We start from the raw sequence: 16,042 nt of genomic DNA, 5'->3' as shown, positions 1-16,042 counted from the left end.
GAAATCCGAGTGGCGTTGCCAGGGGGAGAGCCCGATCAGGATCGGGCAACCGGAGCAGCATACAACGGCTGCGTCCGTAGGGCGAAACTACCATGGTGGCTCCGGGGTCCGCGCGGGCCCTCTTCCGTCCGACACCGCCCCGGGGTCTACGCTGCGTCCAGTCCAGCAGCTCAGGGAGGCGCAGGTGGCGCAGGTGCCGCAGACGTTCGACGCGCCGGCGGTGCGCGCCTGGTGCGGACTGGCGCTGCGGGCGCTGGGGCGCGCGCGCGAGGAGATCGACGCGATCAACGTCTACCCCGTGGCCGACGGGGACACCGGCACCAACCTGTATCTGACCGTGGAGTCCGCCGCGGCGGCGGTGGAGGCCGTGTTCGCCGCGTACGAGGTGGGCGGCGGGACCGACGGGACTTCCTCCGGCCCCTCCCTGGCCGACGCCGCGCGGGCGATGGCGCACGGCGCGCTGATCGGGGCCCGCGGCAACTCCGGGACGATCCTCGCCCAGCTGTTGCGCGGCATGGCCCAGGTGTTCGCCGCCGACGGTGACCGCGCGCACACCGACGGGCGCGGCCTGTGCCTGGCCCTGCGGCGCGCGGCCGACTCCGCCCGGCAGGCCGTGGCGCATCCGATGGAGGGCACGGTCCTGTCCGTGGCCTCGGCAGCCGCGGACGCGGTCACCGGGGCGGAGGGAGACTGCGGGACGGTCGCGCTGGCCGCCTACGAGGGAGCGTGCGCGGCCCTCGCCGCGACCCCCGGCCAGCTGGCGGTCCTGGAGCGCGCCGGGGTGGTCGACGCGGGCGGGCAGGGGCTGGTGGCGGTCCTCGCGGCCCTGGTGGAGACGTTCACGGGACGGACGCCGGAGCAGGGCGCGTCCCCCTCGGCAGCCGCAGTGACGGCTGACGGCCGGCCGGTCGTGCCCCACGCGCGCGGGTGCGCCGCCGAGGACGACGGGCCCGGCGCCTGCGCGCCGCCCGCGAGCGGTCCCGCCTTCGAGGTGATCTACCTGCTGGACGCCGAGGACGCGGCCGTCGCCCGGCTGCGCGAGCGGCTCGACGGGCTCGGGGACTCCCTCGTCGTGGTCGGCGGCGACGGCCTGTGGAACGTGCACGTGCACGTCGACGACGCCGGAGCCGCCGTGGAGGCGGGCGTGGAGGCCGGACGGCCGCACCGGATCCGGATCACGCACTTCGGCGCCGGTGACGCGCACACCGGCGGGTCCGGGCGGCCGCACCGGGAACGGGCCCAGCGCGCCGTGGTGGCCGTCGTGCCCGGCGAGGGCCTGGCCGGGCTCTACACCGAGGCCGGGGCGACCGCGGTGCTCGCCCGGCCCGGGGAGCAGCTCGCGAGTGGAGAACTCGTCGAGGCCGTACGGCGGGCACACGCGCGCGAGGTGGTCCTGCTGCCCAACGACCCCGAACTGCGCCACACCGCGTCCGCCGCGGCCGAGCAGGCCCGCGGGGAGGGCGTCCGCGTCGCCCTGATCCCGACCCGCTCGGCCGTGCAGGGCATCGCCGCCCTCGCCGTGCACGAGCCGGGGCGCCGCTTCGACGAGGACGTCGTCGCCATGACCTCGGCGGCAGGGGCGACCCGGCACGCCGAGGTCGCCGTCGCGGAACGCCAGTCCTGGACCACGGCCGGCATCTGCCAGGCCGGTGACGTCCTCGGCCTCATCGACGGCGACGTGGCCGTGATCGGCTCGGACGTCGCGGCCACCGCCGAGACCGTCCTGGACCGCATGCTCTCGGCCGGCGGCGAACTGGTCACCCTGGTCCTCGGCGACGAGGCCCCCGACTCGATCGCGGACCGCCTCCAGACCCGCGTCCGCGAGACCTACCTCGCCGTCGACACGGTGGTCTACCAGGGCGGCCGGCAGGGGGCGCTGCTGCTCATCGGGGTGGAGTGAGCCTCAGTTCTCGGATCCCTCCTCGAGGGCTCGCAGGAGTCTTTCGGCTTCCGTGCGGCGGGAAGGCGTCCGGTCGTCCTCCTCGTCGGCGTCCTCGTAGGCCGCCAGCACGGCACGCGCGCGTGCGGTGGCCTCTGCGGGGCGGCCCAGGTCGGCCGCCAGCCGGCCCGCGGCGAGTTCCGCTCCGGTCCGGTCGTGCAGGGCGGCCGGACCCAGCAGGGCGAAGGCGGCGATCGCCTGCTCCAGCCTGGACAGGGCCTCCTCGGACGCGGCCCCGTCCCCTTCGTCCTCCGCGCTGTCCGCGAGCAGCTCACCGAACTGCCGGTGGGTGTCCCCGAGTTCGACGACGAGCCGCTGCCGCGCCGCCGTGTCGTCCACCGCGTCCAGCGCCGCCTCGCACTCGGTGACGGCGGCCCCCATCAGCTCCCGCGCCGCGTCCAAGCCGGCCTCGGTGCCCAGTGCCAGCCACGCGCGTGCGCGCAGGGCGCGGACCAGACCGTGCACGTCGCCCAGGGAGCGCCACAGGTCGCCCGCGCGCGTGTAGGCACGGTCCGCCTCGTCGTGCAGCCCGGCCCGGCTCAGCGACTCGGCGGCCAGATGGGCGAGGGTCGCGTGGTCCTGCTGCTCGGGCCAGTGCCGGGCGGTCTCGGCGGCCTGGAGCCTGCGTTCGGCCGCCGCACGGTGCTCTCCGAGCTCGCTCAGACAGTCGCCGAGCCACCACTGCGTCTGTACGACGGCCCCGTCGCCGTGCGTCTCGGCGGACAGGTCGGGCAGCGCGGACTCCAGCACCTCGGCGGCCTCCGCCCACCGCCCCAGCCGCAGCAGCAGACCACCGAGCTGCTGCCGGGCCCAGGCCCCGAGCGCCGGCCCCTCGTCCGCCTCGTCGGCCCAGTGCGCCGCCTCCAGGGCGTGTTCCGCCGCCTCCTCGGTCCGGTCCAGGCCGCCGAGCACCTCGGCGAGCTGAAGGTGCAGCTGTGCCCGGCCCACGGCCTCCAGATGCGTCCCGCCGTGCTCCAGGGCCGCCCGCAGCGCCCGCTCGGCGCCCTCGGGATCGCCCAGGTGGTGCGCGAGCGCCGCCAGCCGGGCCTCGTACTCCACCGCGAACCACGGCAGGCCCGCCCCGACGTACTCGGCCGCCGCCCGCGCGAACAGCTCCGCGGCCCCCCGGAGGTCCCCGGTGCGCGCGGCGGTCTCGGCGAGCATCGCCCGCGCCTCGGCCGCCCGGGACGCGAGCCGCACATCGTCCCCGGCGTGCCCCTCCACGAGGGCCAGGACCTCGCGCGCGGCCTCCTCGGCGGCGGACAGCGTCCCCGGGTCCACGGGCCCTCCGGCCTCGTACACCGGCCGCATCAGGATCCGCGCCCGTCCCATCACCACGGACGCGGCCTGCCGTACGCCGGTGGCCTCCTCGGCGTACAGCGCGAGGACCCGCTCGTAGGGTTCGGCGACCGCGGCGAGCGCCCCGTCCACGTCGCCGGTCAGCGCCCTGACGTAGGCCGCACGCGAGCGTGCCGCCAGCGCCTCGCCCGGATCGCCCGCCCGCGCGTACAGCTCGGCCGCCCGCTCGAACAGCGCGTCGCCCTCGGGGCCCCGGTCCATCGCCTCGTGGTCGGCGATCTCGGCCAGGTCCCGGGCCTCCAGCTCGGCGCCCTCCGCGGCCCGCGCGACCGCCGCCCACGCCTCCACGGCGTGCGGCCGCAGGGTGTCCGACAGCCGCCGCGCCTTCGCGATCAGCGCGGGCAGGTCGGCTTCTTCGGGCGCCGCCGCTTCGGCCGCCGCCTCAACGGGGGCGCGCACGGCGGGAGCGGGAGCGATGCCGGCGGTCCGAGCCGTGCGCACGCCCAGCGGCAGCCGGTCCACCAGCGGGCGCCGCGCCATGCGCGCGCGTGCCCACTCGCCGACCCGGGACGTGCCGTTGCGCTCGTCGAAGCAGGCCGCCAGGGCCGACGCCTCCGCGCGCGCGTGCACGGCGAGTTCGCCGGCCGTCCAGGCACGCCCCGCCGGACCGGGCACCGCCTGCCCGTCCCGCCTCAGCTCGACCAGCCGGTCCATCAGCAGGGCCGCCACCGCCAGGAAGTCCAGCCTGCCGAGCGGGTTGCCGTCGTCCGTGAAGTACGCCGGCCGCTCGGCCAGCAGCTCCAGGGCCCGCGCCTCGTTGCCGGTCAGCGCGCAGAACTCCACATGGTCGGCGTAGGCGTCGCGCATGCTCTCCATCGGCCGCACCAGCCTCAGGCCCCGCAGATGGTGGGCGCGTGCCTCGTCGAGGCGACCGAGCCGCAGCAGCGGCAGCAGCGAGGAGGCGAGGACGCCGTGCGGCTCGTGGGCGCAGGAGAACTCGCCGTCCAGCACCGGCCGCCACAGCTCGACCGCCTCCGCGTCCCGGCCGCACTCGGCCTGCCACTGGCCCTGGTCGTGCAGTTCGCAGGCGTGGCAGTCGGCCATGCTGTCCCGGTCGGCGGCCAGCCACTCCGCGTACGCCCGTTCCGCCCGCGCGAGGTCCCCGATGTGCCGGGCGACACTGAACTCGGCGCTGCGCACGGCGCGTTCGGAGTGGCCTGCGAGCCGGTAGCGGTGCTCCATCTCGCCGAGCCACTTCTCGACGGCGGCCAGCGGGATGTGCGGCTGGCGCAGCATGCCCGCCGACATCCACTTGAAGACCCAGTGCAGCGAGTGGGTCTCGTACTCGTCGAAGTCCTCCGGGCGTTCGTCCCACATGCGCAGCAGCCGCGCGAACGGGACGAACATCCTGTCCCTCTCGGAGCTGTAGTTGTAGACCTTCAGCTGGTGTCCGAGCGCCTCGATCACGGCGAGCGGGATGTTCAGCCTCTCGGCCTCGGCGAGCAGCCGCTCCGCGCGCGCGTTGCGGGCCGGGCCCTCCGGCCGCGCGCCGTTGGCCGCCATCTCCCGGCGCAGCGAGTCGAAGTCGGTGATCTCACTCATCGGTGGCCGTCCCCGTCGCGTCGGTGCCGCTGTGCGTGGCCCACTCCAGCAGGCCGATGAACGCCCGGTTCAGCAGCGCCGAGTCCGCCGGCCGCAGCGGGCGCTGCGCCATCAGCAGCGCCTGCCCGTACAGCGACTCGGTCGCCGTGCCGATCAGCTCCGGGTCGCCCAGCGAACCGATCCGGCGGATCAGCGGGTTGAGGTGGTTGAGCACCAGACGCGCGCGCGGGGCGCCGCCCCGCAGCGAGCCCAGGATGCCCGCCCACAGGTCGTCGGCCTGCGCCTCGGCCTCGGCACGGGCCTGCTCGTGCCGGGCCGCCCGGTCGTCCAGGTGCAGCGCCGGCACGGACAGCGGGTGGAAGGCGCGCAGTACGACGTCGCAGCCCAGCGGGTCCAGCCGGTCCCGCGCGGCGGCCAGGAAGCCCGACAGGGCCAGCTCCCCGGCCGGATCGACGGAGTCCAGGTGCGCGGTCACGGTGTCCGCGTCCAGCTCGGCGACCACCGTCCCCGGACGGACCGACGGCAGCGCCTCGAGCAGCTCGCTGTCGTAGGTGTAGCCGCCGTTGACGACGCCGATGCCCTGCGCGGAGGCGATCGGCGCGACCTGCCGGTACTCCTCGACCGTGCGCGTGAAGTGCACGACGGGGTGCCGCTGCGCGAACTCCTCCAGAGAGAGCCGCCCGTCGGTCGTCTCGAAGGGCAGCCACGGCAGCATCGTGCGCAGCATCTCCGTGTCGTGCCGGGCCAGGGACTTCACGCCCAGGAAGTGCACCGAGAGGAACGCCGCCAGCCGCTCCGGATCGCCGGCCGCGAGGGAGGTCAGCCAGGACCGGATCCGCTCCCCGAGCGCCTCGCGCACGGCGGCCAGCGTCTCGTCCTCGTACAGCGACTCCCGCGAGGCGGTGGGCCGCAGGCTGTCGGTGTCGAGCACGCAGCGTACGAAGAACGCCCAGTCGGGCAGCAGCTGTTCGGCCCGCTCGGTCAGCAGCATGCCCTTCAGGTGCACGCGGTGACCCGCCCGCTGCGCCGGGCTGACCGCCGACGGAAGCACGTACGCCACCCCGCGGATCCCGGCCAGCGGTACGTCCAGGCCGATGGTGTCCAGCGGGGTGAACCCGAACGCCTCGTGGCAGGACCGGGCCAGGGCGACCCGGCGGGCCGCGGGGGAGGGGTACGCCCGGTCCCAGGGCGCCGGCAGGTCGGTGACCGGCTCCTCGCCCACCCGGACGTCGTACGGCAGCAGCGACCCGAAGTCCCGTGCCAGCGCGAGCACACGCTGCTCGGTGAGCCACTGGCCCGCCCCGGCCCGGGCCTGGAGGTGCACGGTGGTGCCGGGTTCCGGGCGGGCGGAGTCCGGGAGGGTCCGCACGGTGTACGAGCCGTCGTCGCGTGCCGTCCACTCCACGGGCGGGGCGTCGGGCGTACGGGTGCTGCGGCTGACCACCCGGATCCGCTCGGCCACCACGAAGCAGGCCAGCAGGCCGATGCCGAACTGGCCGAGGAAGTCCGAGCGCGCCTCCCGCAGGCCGTCGGCCCGCTTGGAGCTGCGGCCGATGGTGGCCAGCAGTTCGTGCACGTCGGACTCGGTGAGACCGACGCCGGTGTCCTCCACCCGCAGGGTGTCGCCGTCCGCGAACAGCCGTACGCGCGCGGGGGCGCCGGGCTCCTCCGCGCGCCGGGCGGTGATGGCGTCCACGGCGTTCTGGAGCAGTTCGCGCAGGTAGACCTTGGGACTGGAGTACAGGTGGTGCGAGAGCAGGTCCACCAGACCCCGCAGATCGACCTGGAACATATGGGCCGAGTCGGGCCGGCGGGACGACTGTGGTGAGTGGGATGCCTGTGCTGACTGTGAGATCTGGAAGTCCATCGTCGCAGCGCCGGTGGGGGGACTTCGCGTCGGCGCGGGGTAGGGCGGCACCTGTGAGGCGGCTGCCGCGGGGATGGCCGGAGCACGTCATCCTAGGCCCGGACGGACCGGCTGACCAGGGGTTTCCCGGGAGGTCTACGGGATTGTCGGTGCCGTGGTGTGCAATGGATCTCGTGCCCGCACTGCAAGAACCACTGAAACAGCCACTGAAGTCAGTGCTCGGCCCCGCCACCGCGAAGGTGATGGCCGAGCACCTCGGCCTGCACACCGTCGGCGACCTCCTGCACCACTACCCGCGCCGGTACGAGGAGCGCGGCCAGCTCACGCACCTCGCGGACCTGCCCATGGACGAGCACGTCACGGTGGTCGCCCAGGTCGCCGACGCCCGCCTGCACACGTTCGCCTCCACCCGCGCGCCCCGCGGCAAGGGCCAGCGCCTGGAGGTGACGATCACGGACGGCAGCGGCCGGCTCCAACTGGTCTTCTTCGGCAACGGCGTGCACAAGCCGCACAAGGAACTCCTGCCGGGCACGCGCGCGATGTTCGCGGGCAAGGTCTCGGTCTTCAACCGACGGCTGCAACTGGCCCACCCGGCGTACGAGTTGCTGAAGGGCGAGGACGGAGAAGCGGTCGAGAACTGGGCCGGCGCCCTCATCCCGATGTATCCGGCCACCGCCAAGCTGGAGTCCTGGAAGATCGGCAAGGCGGTCCAGACAGTCCTGCCCAGTGCCCAGGAGGCGCTCGACCCGCTGCCCGAGTCGCTGCGCGCGGGCCGCGGCCTGATCACCCTCCCCGAGGCCCTGCTCAAGATCCACCGCCCGCACACCAAGGCGGACATCGCCGACGCCCACGCCCGCCTGAAGTGGGACGAGGCCTTCGTCCTCCAGGTCGCCCTCGCCCGCCGCCGCCACGCGGACACTCAACTCCCCGCCGTCGCCCGCGTAGCCGTCCCGGACGGACTCCTGGCGGCCTTCGACGACCGCCTCCCCTTCACCCTCACCGAGGGGCAGCGGAACGTCTCCCGCGAGATCTTCGCCGACCTGGCCACCGAGCACCCGATGCACCGCCTGCTCCAGGGCGAGGTCGGCAGCGGCAAGACCCTCGTCGCCCTGCGCGCCATGCTCGCCGTCGTCGACGCGGGCGGGCAGGCCGCGATGCTCGCGCCCACCGAGGTGCTGGCACAGCAGCACCACAGGTCGGTCACCGAGATGATGGGGGAGCTCGCCGAGGGAGGCATGCTGGGCGGTGCCGAGCTTGGCACCAAGGTGGTCCTCCTCACCGGATCCATGGGCGCCGCGGCGCGCCGGCAGGCCCTGCTCGACCTGGCCACCGGCGAGGCGGGCATCGTCATCGGCACACACGCGCTGATCGAGGACAAGGTCCAGTTCCACGACCTGGGGCTGGTCGTGGTGGACGAGCAGCACCGGTTCGGCGTCGAGCAGCGCGACGCCCTGCGCGGCAAGGGCAGGCAACCCCCGCACCTGCTGGTCATGACCGCCACGCCCATTCCGCGCACGGTCGCGATGACCGTCTTCGGCGACCTGGAGACGTCCGTCCTCGACCAGCTCCCGGCGGGCCGCTCGCCCATCGCCAGCCATGTCGTCCCGGCCGCCGACAAACCGCACTTCCTCGCCCGGGCCTGGGAGCGGGTACGCGAGGAGGTGGCGAAGGGCCACCAGGCGTACGTGGTCTGCCCGCGCATCGGGGACGAGGAGGACGACCCGAAGAAGGCCGCCGCGAAGAAGTCCGCCGAGGACGAGGCGGAGAAGCGACCGCCGCTCGCCGTGCTGGACATCGCGGGCCGGCTCGCCGAGGGCCCCCTGCACGGCCTGAAGGTCGAGGTGCTGCACGGGCGGATGCAGCCCGACGACAAGGACGCGGTCATGCGCCGCTTCGCCGCCGGCGAGACCGACGTCCTGGTCGCCACCACGGTCATCGAGGTCGGCGTGAACGTGCCGAACGCCACAGTGATGGTGATCATGGACGCCGACCGCTTCGGCGTCTCCCAACTGCACCAGCTGCGCGGCCGCGTCGGCCGTGGCGCGGCGCCCGGCCTGTGCCTGCTGGTCACCGAGATGCCGGAGGCGAGCGCCGCCCGGCAGCGGCTGAACGCGGTGGCCTCCACCCTCGACGGCTTCGAGCTCTCCCGCATCGACCTCGAACAGCGCCGCGAGGGCGACGTACTCGGCCAGGCCCAGTCCGGCGCCCGCTCCAGCCTGCGGGTGCTCGCCGTCATCGACGACGAGGAGATCATCGCCGAGGCCCGCGAGGAGGCCGCCGCGGTGGTGGCCGCCGACCCGGACCTGGAGCACCTGCCCGGACTGCGCACGGCGCTGGACGCGTTGCTGGACGAGGAGCGGGAGCAATACCTGGAGAAGGGCTGACAGACTGGGACCGGCCGCACCCGAGCCGCCACCGACAAGGCCGCCACCGACAAGCAAGGACCAGACATGACCCGCGTGATCGCCGGCCGGGCCGGCGGACGCCGTCTCGCCGTACCGCCGGGCAACGGAACCCGCCCCACCTCGGACCGGGCGCGCGAAGGCCTGTTCTCCACCTGGCAGTCCCTCCTGGGCGGCCCGCTGGACGGCGAACGCGTCCTGGACCTGTACGCCGGCTCGGGCGCCGTCGGCCTGGAGGCGCTGTCCCGGGGCGCCGGGCACACCCTGCTCGTGGAGGCCGACGCGCGAGCGGTGCGCACCGTCCGGGAGAACGTCAAGGCGCTCGGCCTCCCCGGCGCCGACGTACGGGCGGGCAGAGCGGAACAGATCGTCCACACGCCGCCCCCGGCGGAGCCGTACGACATAGTCTTCCTCGACCCGCCGTACGCGGTCTCCGACGACGATCTTCGCGAGATTCTGCTCACACTCCGCACCGAGGGGTGGCTCGCGGAGGGCGCCCTCGTCACCGTGGAGCGCAGCACCAGGGGCGGCGAGTTCACGTGGCCGCGAGGGTTCGACGCGATCAGGGCCCGTCGCTACGGCGAAGGGACGTTTTGGTACGGTCGCGCCGCCTCTACGTGCGAAGACGCACGATGACCGGACCGGAGAGCGAGGGATCTCAAGTGCGCCGCGCCGTCTGCCCCGGGTCGTTCGACCCCATCACCAACGGACACCTGGACATCATCGCCCGCGCCTCCCGTCTCTACGACGAGGTCTACGTCGCGGTGATGATCAACCAGTCGAAGAAGGGCCTGTTCGAGATCGACGAGCGGATCGACCTCATCCAGCAGGTCACCGCCGAGTACGGAAACGTCCGCGTCGAGGCCTTCCACGGCCTCCTCGTCGACTTCTGCAAGCAGCGCGACATCCCGGCCATCGTCAAGGGCCTGCGCGCCGTCAGCGACTTCGACTACGAGCTGCAGATGGCCCAGATGAACAACGGCCTCTCCGGCGTCGAGACGCTGTTCGTGCCCACCAACCCCACCTACAGCTTCCTGTCGTCCTCCCTGGTCAAGGAGGTCGCGGCATGGGGTGGAGACGTCTCCCACCTGGTGCCGCCGCTGGTCCTCGAGGCCCTCACCCAGCGGCTGAAGAAGGACTGAGGCGGCTGACGGCCCGTCACCCGGTGTCCGGCGATCACCTCATGGACGTACAGTCGTCCCGTCCGTCTCCGACACATCGGTAGTCCAACACACCTGTAGAGAGTGGCGAGCACACGGTGGACGTGCAGAAGAAGCTCGACGAGATCGTGGCCACGGTCTCCGGCGCCCGGTCCATGCCCATGTCGGCGTCGTGCGTGGTCAACCGCGCCGACCTGCTCGCGCTGCTCGACGAGGTGCGCCAGGCCCTGCCCGGTTCCCTCGCGCAGGCCCAGGAGCTGATCGGCGACCGCGACCAGATGGTGCAGGAGGCCCGGCGCGAGGCCGAGCGGATCATCGAGGGCGCCCACGCCGAGCGCGGCTCGCTGGTCTCCGGCACCGAGGTCGCCCGCCGCTCCCAGGCCGAGGCCGACCGGATCCTCGGCGAGGCCCGGCAGGAGGCCGAGGAGGTCCGCGCCGAGGCCGACGACTACGTCGACTCCAAGCTCGCCAACTTCGAGGTCGTCCTCACCAAGACCCTCGGCTCGGTCGGCCGCGGCCGAGAGAAGCTGCTCGGCACCGGCCCCGGCCTCGACGAGGACGGCTACGAGGACGAGGACGCCCCCGAGCGCAGCCACGACCCCGAGACCCTGCGCCGCAACGCCGACGCGTACGTCGACGCCAAGCTCGGTGCCTTCGAGGCGGTCCTCGCCAAGACCCTGGAGGCCGTCGGCCGCGGCCGCCAGAAGCTGCACGGCCGCATCGCCACCGACGACCTCGGCGCCCTCGCCGACGACACCACCACCGTCCAGCACTCCAGCGACGCCGACTACCTCGCCGACCTCGCGGCCCTGGCCGACGCCCCGGCGGCCCCGCGCTCCCCGGCGGCCCCGCCCGCCGAGCGGCCCATCTCGCCGCAGTACGAGCCGCAGCCGGCCTACGGCTACCAGCAGCCCGAGCAGGGCGATCCGTACGGCGGCTATCAGCAGGGCTACGGCCAGCAGGACCAGTACGGCTACCAGCAGCCCGACCCCTACGCCCCCACCGCCGGCACCTCCGGCTACGCCCAGGCGGGAGGCGCCCCCTTCCAGGCCTACGACGCCCAGCAGCCGGCCGGCTACGACCCGAACCAGGCCCAGCAGGGGCAGCAGGACCCCCAGGACCACCACGGGTACGCGCAACCGCAGACCCACGCCCTCGACGAGACCAGCCTCTTCGACACCAGCATGATCAGCGCCGAGCAGCTGCGCGCCTACGAACAGGGCCGCGGCCTCTAGTGCTGTGACCGGAAAGGTTTGCCGGAAAGCTCGCGGCGTCCGGTGCTGGGGGTAGCTCCCACGCCCTTCAGGCAGCGGGGGAGTATCGCAAGGCGGAGCATCGCCCGCGTACTGGATGTACTCGGGTGATGCGACAACGCGGCTGGGGGTCCCCCTGCTCGAAGAGCTTGGGGGGAGCCGTGCCGGGCGTCGCGAGCCGGTGAACCTTTCCGATCGCAGCACTAGGCGGGCCGCCCGATTGGGCCGAGAGCGAAAGGTCAAGTATCCTGGCTCTTCGGTCGTGCATACGTCCGCGATCAGCGCTGCCCGGAACGCCACCGGGAAAGCGACCCCCCGAGTTCGGAAACCGAAAGCAGGAATGGCTCAGAACGCCCGCCTCGACCACCGCAACCCTCTTGTGTTCGACACACACGAGCTGGGGCGGCGGCCCGGCGCGCTGCAGCGCCAGACCCGTACGGTCCCCGCCCCCAGGGACCTCGGTCTCCAGGGCGTCGTCGGAGTGCCGGAAGGCGCCCCGGTGGAGCTCGAACTCCGGCTCGAGTCGGTCATGGAAGGGGTGCTCGTCACAGGCACCGCCCGTGCACAGGCCGAGGGGGAGTGCGTAAGGTGTCTGGAGCCGCTCGAGCTCGAACTCGACGCGGACTTCCAGGAGCTGTTCTCGTACCCCGACGCCGACGAGCGGGGCCGTGCGATCGCACGGTCCGACGAAGACGCCGCCGACGACGAGGACGACGAGGACAGGCTCTTCCTCGAGGACGGACTCTTCGACCTCGAACCTCTGCTGCGGGATGCGGTGGTGCTCGCACTGCCGATGCAGCCGGTGTGCCAGGAAGACTGCGCTGGTCTGTGCTCCGAGTGCGGAGCGCGGCTGGTGGACGACCCGGACCACCACCACGACGCCGTCGACATCCGTTGGGCGGCTTTGCAGGGACTCGCCGGCACCATGAAGGACGGCGAGAAGGACGAGATGAGCGGCGGCGCGCCTCGATCAGCACGCGCCGACGAGAAGCAGGAGAAGTAGCCGTGGCTGTTCCGAAGCGGAAGATGTCGCGCAGCAACACGCGCCACCGCCGGTCGCAGTGGAAGGCTGCGGTCCCCACCCTGGTTGCGTGCGAGCGCTGCCACGAGCCCAAGCAGCAGCACATCGCGTGCCCGTCGTGCGGCACCTACAACAAGCGCCAGGTCCTCGAGGTCTGAGCGGCTGGTGAGAGGCACTGTGTCCACTGCCAAGAAGGCGGAAGGCGCCGAAGCGGGCAATCGCCGACGCGCAGGTGCTCCGTCGGACAACACGGCCTCGTCCCACACGCTTCTGGAAGGGCGGCTCGGCTACCAGCTCGAGTCCGCCCTTCTGGTGCGCGCGCTGACCCACCGTTCCTACGCGTACGAGAACGGCGGTCTGCCGACGAACGAGCGGCTGGAGTTCCTCGGTGACTCCGTCCTCGGCCTGGTCGTCACGGACACGCTGTACCGCACCCACCCCGACCTGCCCGAAGGCCAGCTGGCCAAGCTGCGGGCCGCGGTGGTCAACTCGCGTGCGCTGGCGGAGGTCGGCCGTGGCCTCGACCTGGGCGCCTTCATCCGGCTCGGCCGTGGTGAAGAGGGCACGGGCGGCCGGGACAAGGCGTCCATCCTCGCCGACACCCTGGAAGCGGTGATCGGCGCGGTCTACCTCGACCAGGGCCTCGACGCGGCCTCCGAACTGGTGCACCGCCTGTTCGACCCGCTGATCGAGAAGTCCTCCAACCTCGGAGCCGGCCTGGACTGGAAGACCAGTCTCCAGGAGCTCACCGCGACCGAGGGGCTCGGCGTCCCCGAGTACCTGGTCACGGAGACCGGCCCCGATCATGAGAAGACCTTCACTGCTGCCGCCCGCGTCGGAGGCGTCTCGTACGGCACCGGCACCGGCCGCAGCAAGAAGGAGGCGGAGCAGCAGGCCGCGGAGTCCGCGTGGCGGGCCATCCGGGCCGCAGCGGACGAGCGCGCCAAGGCGGTGGGGTCCGCCGACGGCGCCGATGAGGCGCCGGCCTCCGCCTGAGAACCGGGAAACCGAGCACGGCTGTCCGGCGGTCCTCCGCCAGGCCGCGCCCAGCAGAACGCGACCGAGCGCCCGTCCCCGCCCCGGGGCGGGCGCTCGGCCCGTGACGGCCGCACCGGCCGCGATGTGTGAACGGGGGAGTCATGCCCGAGCTGCCCGAGGTCGAGGTCGTACGGCGCGGACTGGAACGGTGGGTCGCGCACCGGATGGTCGCCGGCGTCGAGGTGCTGCACCCGCGTGCCGTACGCCGCCACCCGGCCGGCGCGGAGGACTTCGCGCACCGCGTCCAGGGCCACCGGCTCGGTCTGCCCAGCCGCCGCGGCAAGTACCTGTGGCTGCCCCTCCAGGACAGCGGCCAGGCGATCCTGGCCCACCTCGGCATGAGCGGCCAGCTGCTGGTGCAGCCGCTGAGCGCGCCCACCGAGAAGCACCTGCGCATCCGGGTCCGCTTCGCCGACACGCCGACATCAGCCGCTTCCGCGGCGGAGGCCACCGAACTCCGCTTCGTCGACCAGCGCACCTTCGGCGGCCTGTCGCTGCACGACACCACCCCCGACGGACTGCCCGACGTCATCGCGCACATCGCCCGCGACCCCCTCGACCCGCTGTTCGACGACGAGGCCTTCCACCAGGCCCTGCGCCGCAAGCGGACCACCATCAAACGGGCCCTGCTCGACCAGTCCTTGATCAGCGGCGTCGGCAACATCTACGCGGACGAGGCCCTGTGGCGCACCCGCGTCCACTACGAACGCCCCACCGCGACCTTCACCCGCCCCCGCACGGCCGAACTCCTCGCCCACGTCCGGGACGTGATGAACGAGGCCCTCGCCGTCGGCGGCACCAGCTTCGACAGCCTCTACGTCAACGTCAACGGGGAGTCCGGCTACTTCGACCGCTCCCTGGACGCCTACGGCCGCGAGGGCCTGCCCTGCCGCCGCTGTGCCACCCCGCTGCGCCGCCGCCCGTGGATGAACCGCTCCAGCTACTACTGCCCGAAGTGTCAGCGGGCGCCGCGCGTGGCGTCGTAACGCTCGCGCGCCGCCAGGACGTCGTCCATGCGCCCCTCCACGCAGTGGATGAGGGCCAGCAGCCGCTCGGCGACCTCGCGGCCCAGCGCCGTGAGCTCGTAGTCCACCCGGGGCGGGTTGGTCGGCTGGGCCTCGCGATGCACCAGGCCGTCCCGCTCCAGCGCCTGGAGGGTCTGGGACAGCATCTTCTCGCTCACACCGTCGACACGGCGGCGCAGCTCGTTGAAGCGGAACGAGCCCTCGTGCAGAGCGCTCAGCGCGAGCCCGCCCCAGCGCCCCGTCACATGCTCCAGCGTGCCGCGCGAAGGGCAGGCCCTGGCGAACACGCTGTAAGGGAGGTCGTCCTGGGTCTGCGGGGTGCTCATGACCCAAGCGTACGCGCGCACAGCGCTAACCGTCAGGTGGCGCTAACCAGGAGTCAGCGCCACCTGACGATCCGCCGGACGGGTCCCGCCCGTGCCCGAGCTGGTGCCGCGGCACTAGTACCCGAAGAAGTGAAGGGCCGGGTTTCTGACCCGCGGCCGCGTAATCGATCAACGCTGAGACCTGCGACTTAGCTGTCGGTGGTTGTCAGCGTTGGTCGTCGTTGAGCACCCGCTGACGGCCCAGAGACGGCCCGGGGTACGTCTTAGCGTGCCCGACGGGTCGGCACAGTCCCTGCGACTCTCCCGGCTACGCTCGCGCGGGAGCGCCCCGCGGCGCGTGGCTGCGGGGCGCCTTGTGGGGTTTAGTCGACCCCCCGGCCGTTGTATGTACCGCCCTTGCAGTCGAAGCCCTCTACCGTTCCGCCGCCCTCCCTGCACTGTTCAGAGGTGACAAACCGTTGACCAGGGCTGGGGCTGGGTGTGGCGGCGGTGGCGGTGGCGGCGCCTGTGAGGCCGAGCCCGGCGAGGGCTGCCGTGGCGCTGACGGCGGCGAGGATTCGTCGAATGCGCATTCGGTTCCCCTTTCACGGATTACCTCGGTTGGTGCACTAGTCAGCTTGATCCTCACTCATGTGGGTGGCACGTCATGTTGCGCCATTCAGGTGACATGGCTGGCAGGTGCGGGGTCGGTGACGCGACCCGTCGGACAGGCCCTGGAACGAAGAGACCACCCATTGCGCTCACGCGCGACGGCGTTCGGGTGCTCCCCGCCCGCCGAGTGCTTCCGGGCCGACTCGGACCTGGTGTGTCCGACGGGTCGGCACAGTCCCTGCGACTCTCCCGGCTACGCTCGCGCGGGAGCGCCCCGCGGCGCGTGGCTGCGGGGCGCCTTGTGGGGTTTAGTCGACAGTCAGCCCGTCGTATTTACCGCCCCAGCATTTGACGGTGTTGTGCAGATAGGGCTGTCCGCCGCCCTCCCTGCACTGAGAAGGGGTGGTGAAGCCACCACCCTGTGCGGTGGCGGTGGCGGCGCCTGTGAGGCCGAGCCCGGCGAGGGCTGCCGTGGCGCTGACGGCGGCGAGGATTCGTCGAATGCGCATTCGGTTCCCC

The 16,042-nt window shown here is 73.0% G+C and carries 13 protein-coding genes; 9 read left to right on the top strand and 4 right to left on the bottom strand.

What is annotated here, in order from left to right; all coding sequences use genetic code 11:
- Positions 1–184: 184 nt before the first annotated feature.
- A complete protein-coding gene (locus tag ACWEK3_RS10570) occupies positions 185–1,900 on the top strand; it encodes a DAK2 domain-containing protein (protein ID WP_453249497.1) in 1,716 nt (571 codons plus the stop codon).
- A gap of 3 nt (positions 1,901–1,903) precedes the next feature.
- Here ACWEK3_RS10570 and ACWEK3_RS10565 read toward each other — a convergent pair whose 3' ends face one another.
- Positions 1,904–4,840: a tetratricopeptide repeat protein gene (locus tag ACWEK3_RS10565; RefSeq protein ID WP_453249496.1), complete on the bottom strand. Its 2,937-nt coding sequence runs from the start codon at positions 4,838–4,840 to the stop codon at positions 1,904–1,906.
- A complete protein-coding gene (locus ACWEK3_RS10560) occupies positions 4,833–6,707 on the bottom strand; it encodes an HSP90 family protein (RefSeq protein ID WP_453249495.1) in 1,875 nt (624 codons plus the stop codon). Before ACWEK3_RS10560 ends, ACWEK3_RS10565 begins: the two co-directional genes overlap by 8 nt.
- 164 nt (positions 6,708–6,871) lie before the next feature.
- Here ACWEK3_RS10560 and recG point away from each other — a divergent pair, with 164 nt between their 5' ends.
- The 8 genes from recG to mutM all read left to right on the top strand — a co-directional run bounded on the left by recG (position 6,872) and on the right by mutM (position 14,567).
- Entirely contained in the window at positions 6,872–9,091 is a 2,220-nt protein-coding gene (gene recG / locus ACWEK3_RS10555; RefSeq protein WP_453249494.1) for an ATP-dependent DNA helicase RecG, read from the top strand.
- Between the two features lie 66 nt (positions 9,092–9,157).
- Entirely contained in the window at positions 9,158–9,745 is a 588-nt protein-coding gene (gene rsmD, locus ACWEK3_RS10550) for a 16S rRNA (guanine(966)-N(2))-methyltransferase RsmD (protein WP_450544821.1), read from the top strand.
- 26 nt (positions 9,746–9,771) lie between these two features.
- Complete coding sequence (coaD, locus tag ACWEK3_RS10545) at positions 9,772–10,251, top strand: pantetheine-phosphate adenylyltransferase (protein ID WP_365421794.1); 480 nt, start codon at positions 9,772–9,774, stop codon at positions 10,249–10,251.
- Positions 10,252–10,367: 116 nt separating this feature from the next.
- Positions 10,368–11,504 carry a DivIVA domain-containing protein gene (locus tag ACWEK3_RS10540; RefSeq protein ID WP_453249493.1) on the top strand — a complete coding sequence of 379 codons (1,137 nt, stop codon included), beginning with the start codon at positions 10,368–10,370 and terminating at the stop codon, positions 11,502–11,504.
- A 358-nt stretch (positions 11,505–11,862) separates the two neighbouring features.
- A complete protein-coding gene (locus tag ACWEK3_RS10535; protein ID WP_376405242.1) occupies positions 11,863–12,525 on the top strand; it encodes a YceD family protein in 663 nt (220 codons plus the stop codon).
- 2 nt (positions 12,526–12,527) lie between these two features.
- Positions 12,528–12,701, top strand: coding sequence for a 50S ribosomal protein L32 (rpmF, locus tag ACWEK3_RS10530; RefSeq protein ID WP_003951102.1), 174 nt, complete (start codon positions 12,528–12,530; stop codon positions 12,699–12,701).
- Between the two features lie 7 nt (positions 12,702–12,708).
- The gene (gene rnc, locus ACWEK3_RS10525; RefSeq protein ID WP_453249492.1) at positions 12,709–13,539 is read left to right on the top strand and encodes a ribonuclease III; all 831 of its coding nucleotides are present in this window, start codon (positions 12,709–12,711) and stop codon (positions 13,537–13,539) included.
- Positions 13,540–13,682: 143 nt separating this feature from the next.
- A complete protein-coding gene (gene mutM, locus ACWEK3_RS10520) occupies positions 13,683–14,567 on the top strand; it encodes a bifunctional DNA-formamidopyrimidine glycosylase/DNA-(apurinic or apyrimidinic site) lyase (protein WP_453249491.1) in 885 nt (294 codons plus the stop codon).
- Here mutM and ACWEK3_RS10515 read toward each other — a convergent pair.
- Together ACWEK3_RS10515 and ACWEK3_RS10510 are read right to left on the bottom strand one after the other, a co-directional pair.
- Positions 14,540–14,932, bottom strand: a complete 393-nt coding sequence (locus ACWEK3_RS10515) for a winged helix-turn-helix transcriptional regulator (RefSeq protein WP_453249490.1) — start codon at positions 14,930–14,932, stop codon at positions 14,540–14,542. The two genes, mutM and ACWEK3_RS10515, sit on opposite strands and share 28 nt — an antisense overlap.
- A gap of 899 nt (positions 14,933–15,831) precedes the next feature.
- Positions 15,832–16,042 (bottom strand): hypothetical protein (locus tag ACWEK3_RS10510; RefSeq protein WP_453249489.1); only part of this gene is annotated, 211 nt, incomplete at its 5' end.

The sequence above is a fragment of the Streptomyces sp. NPDC004721 genome, from assembly GCF_053601495.1.
This window is presented reverse-complemented; position numbering and strand designations above follow the sequence as displayed.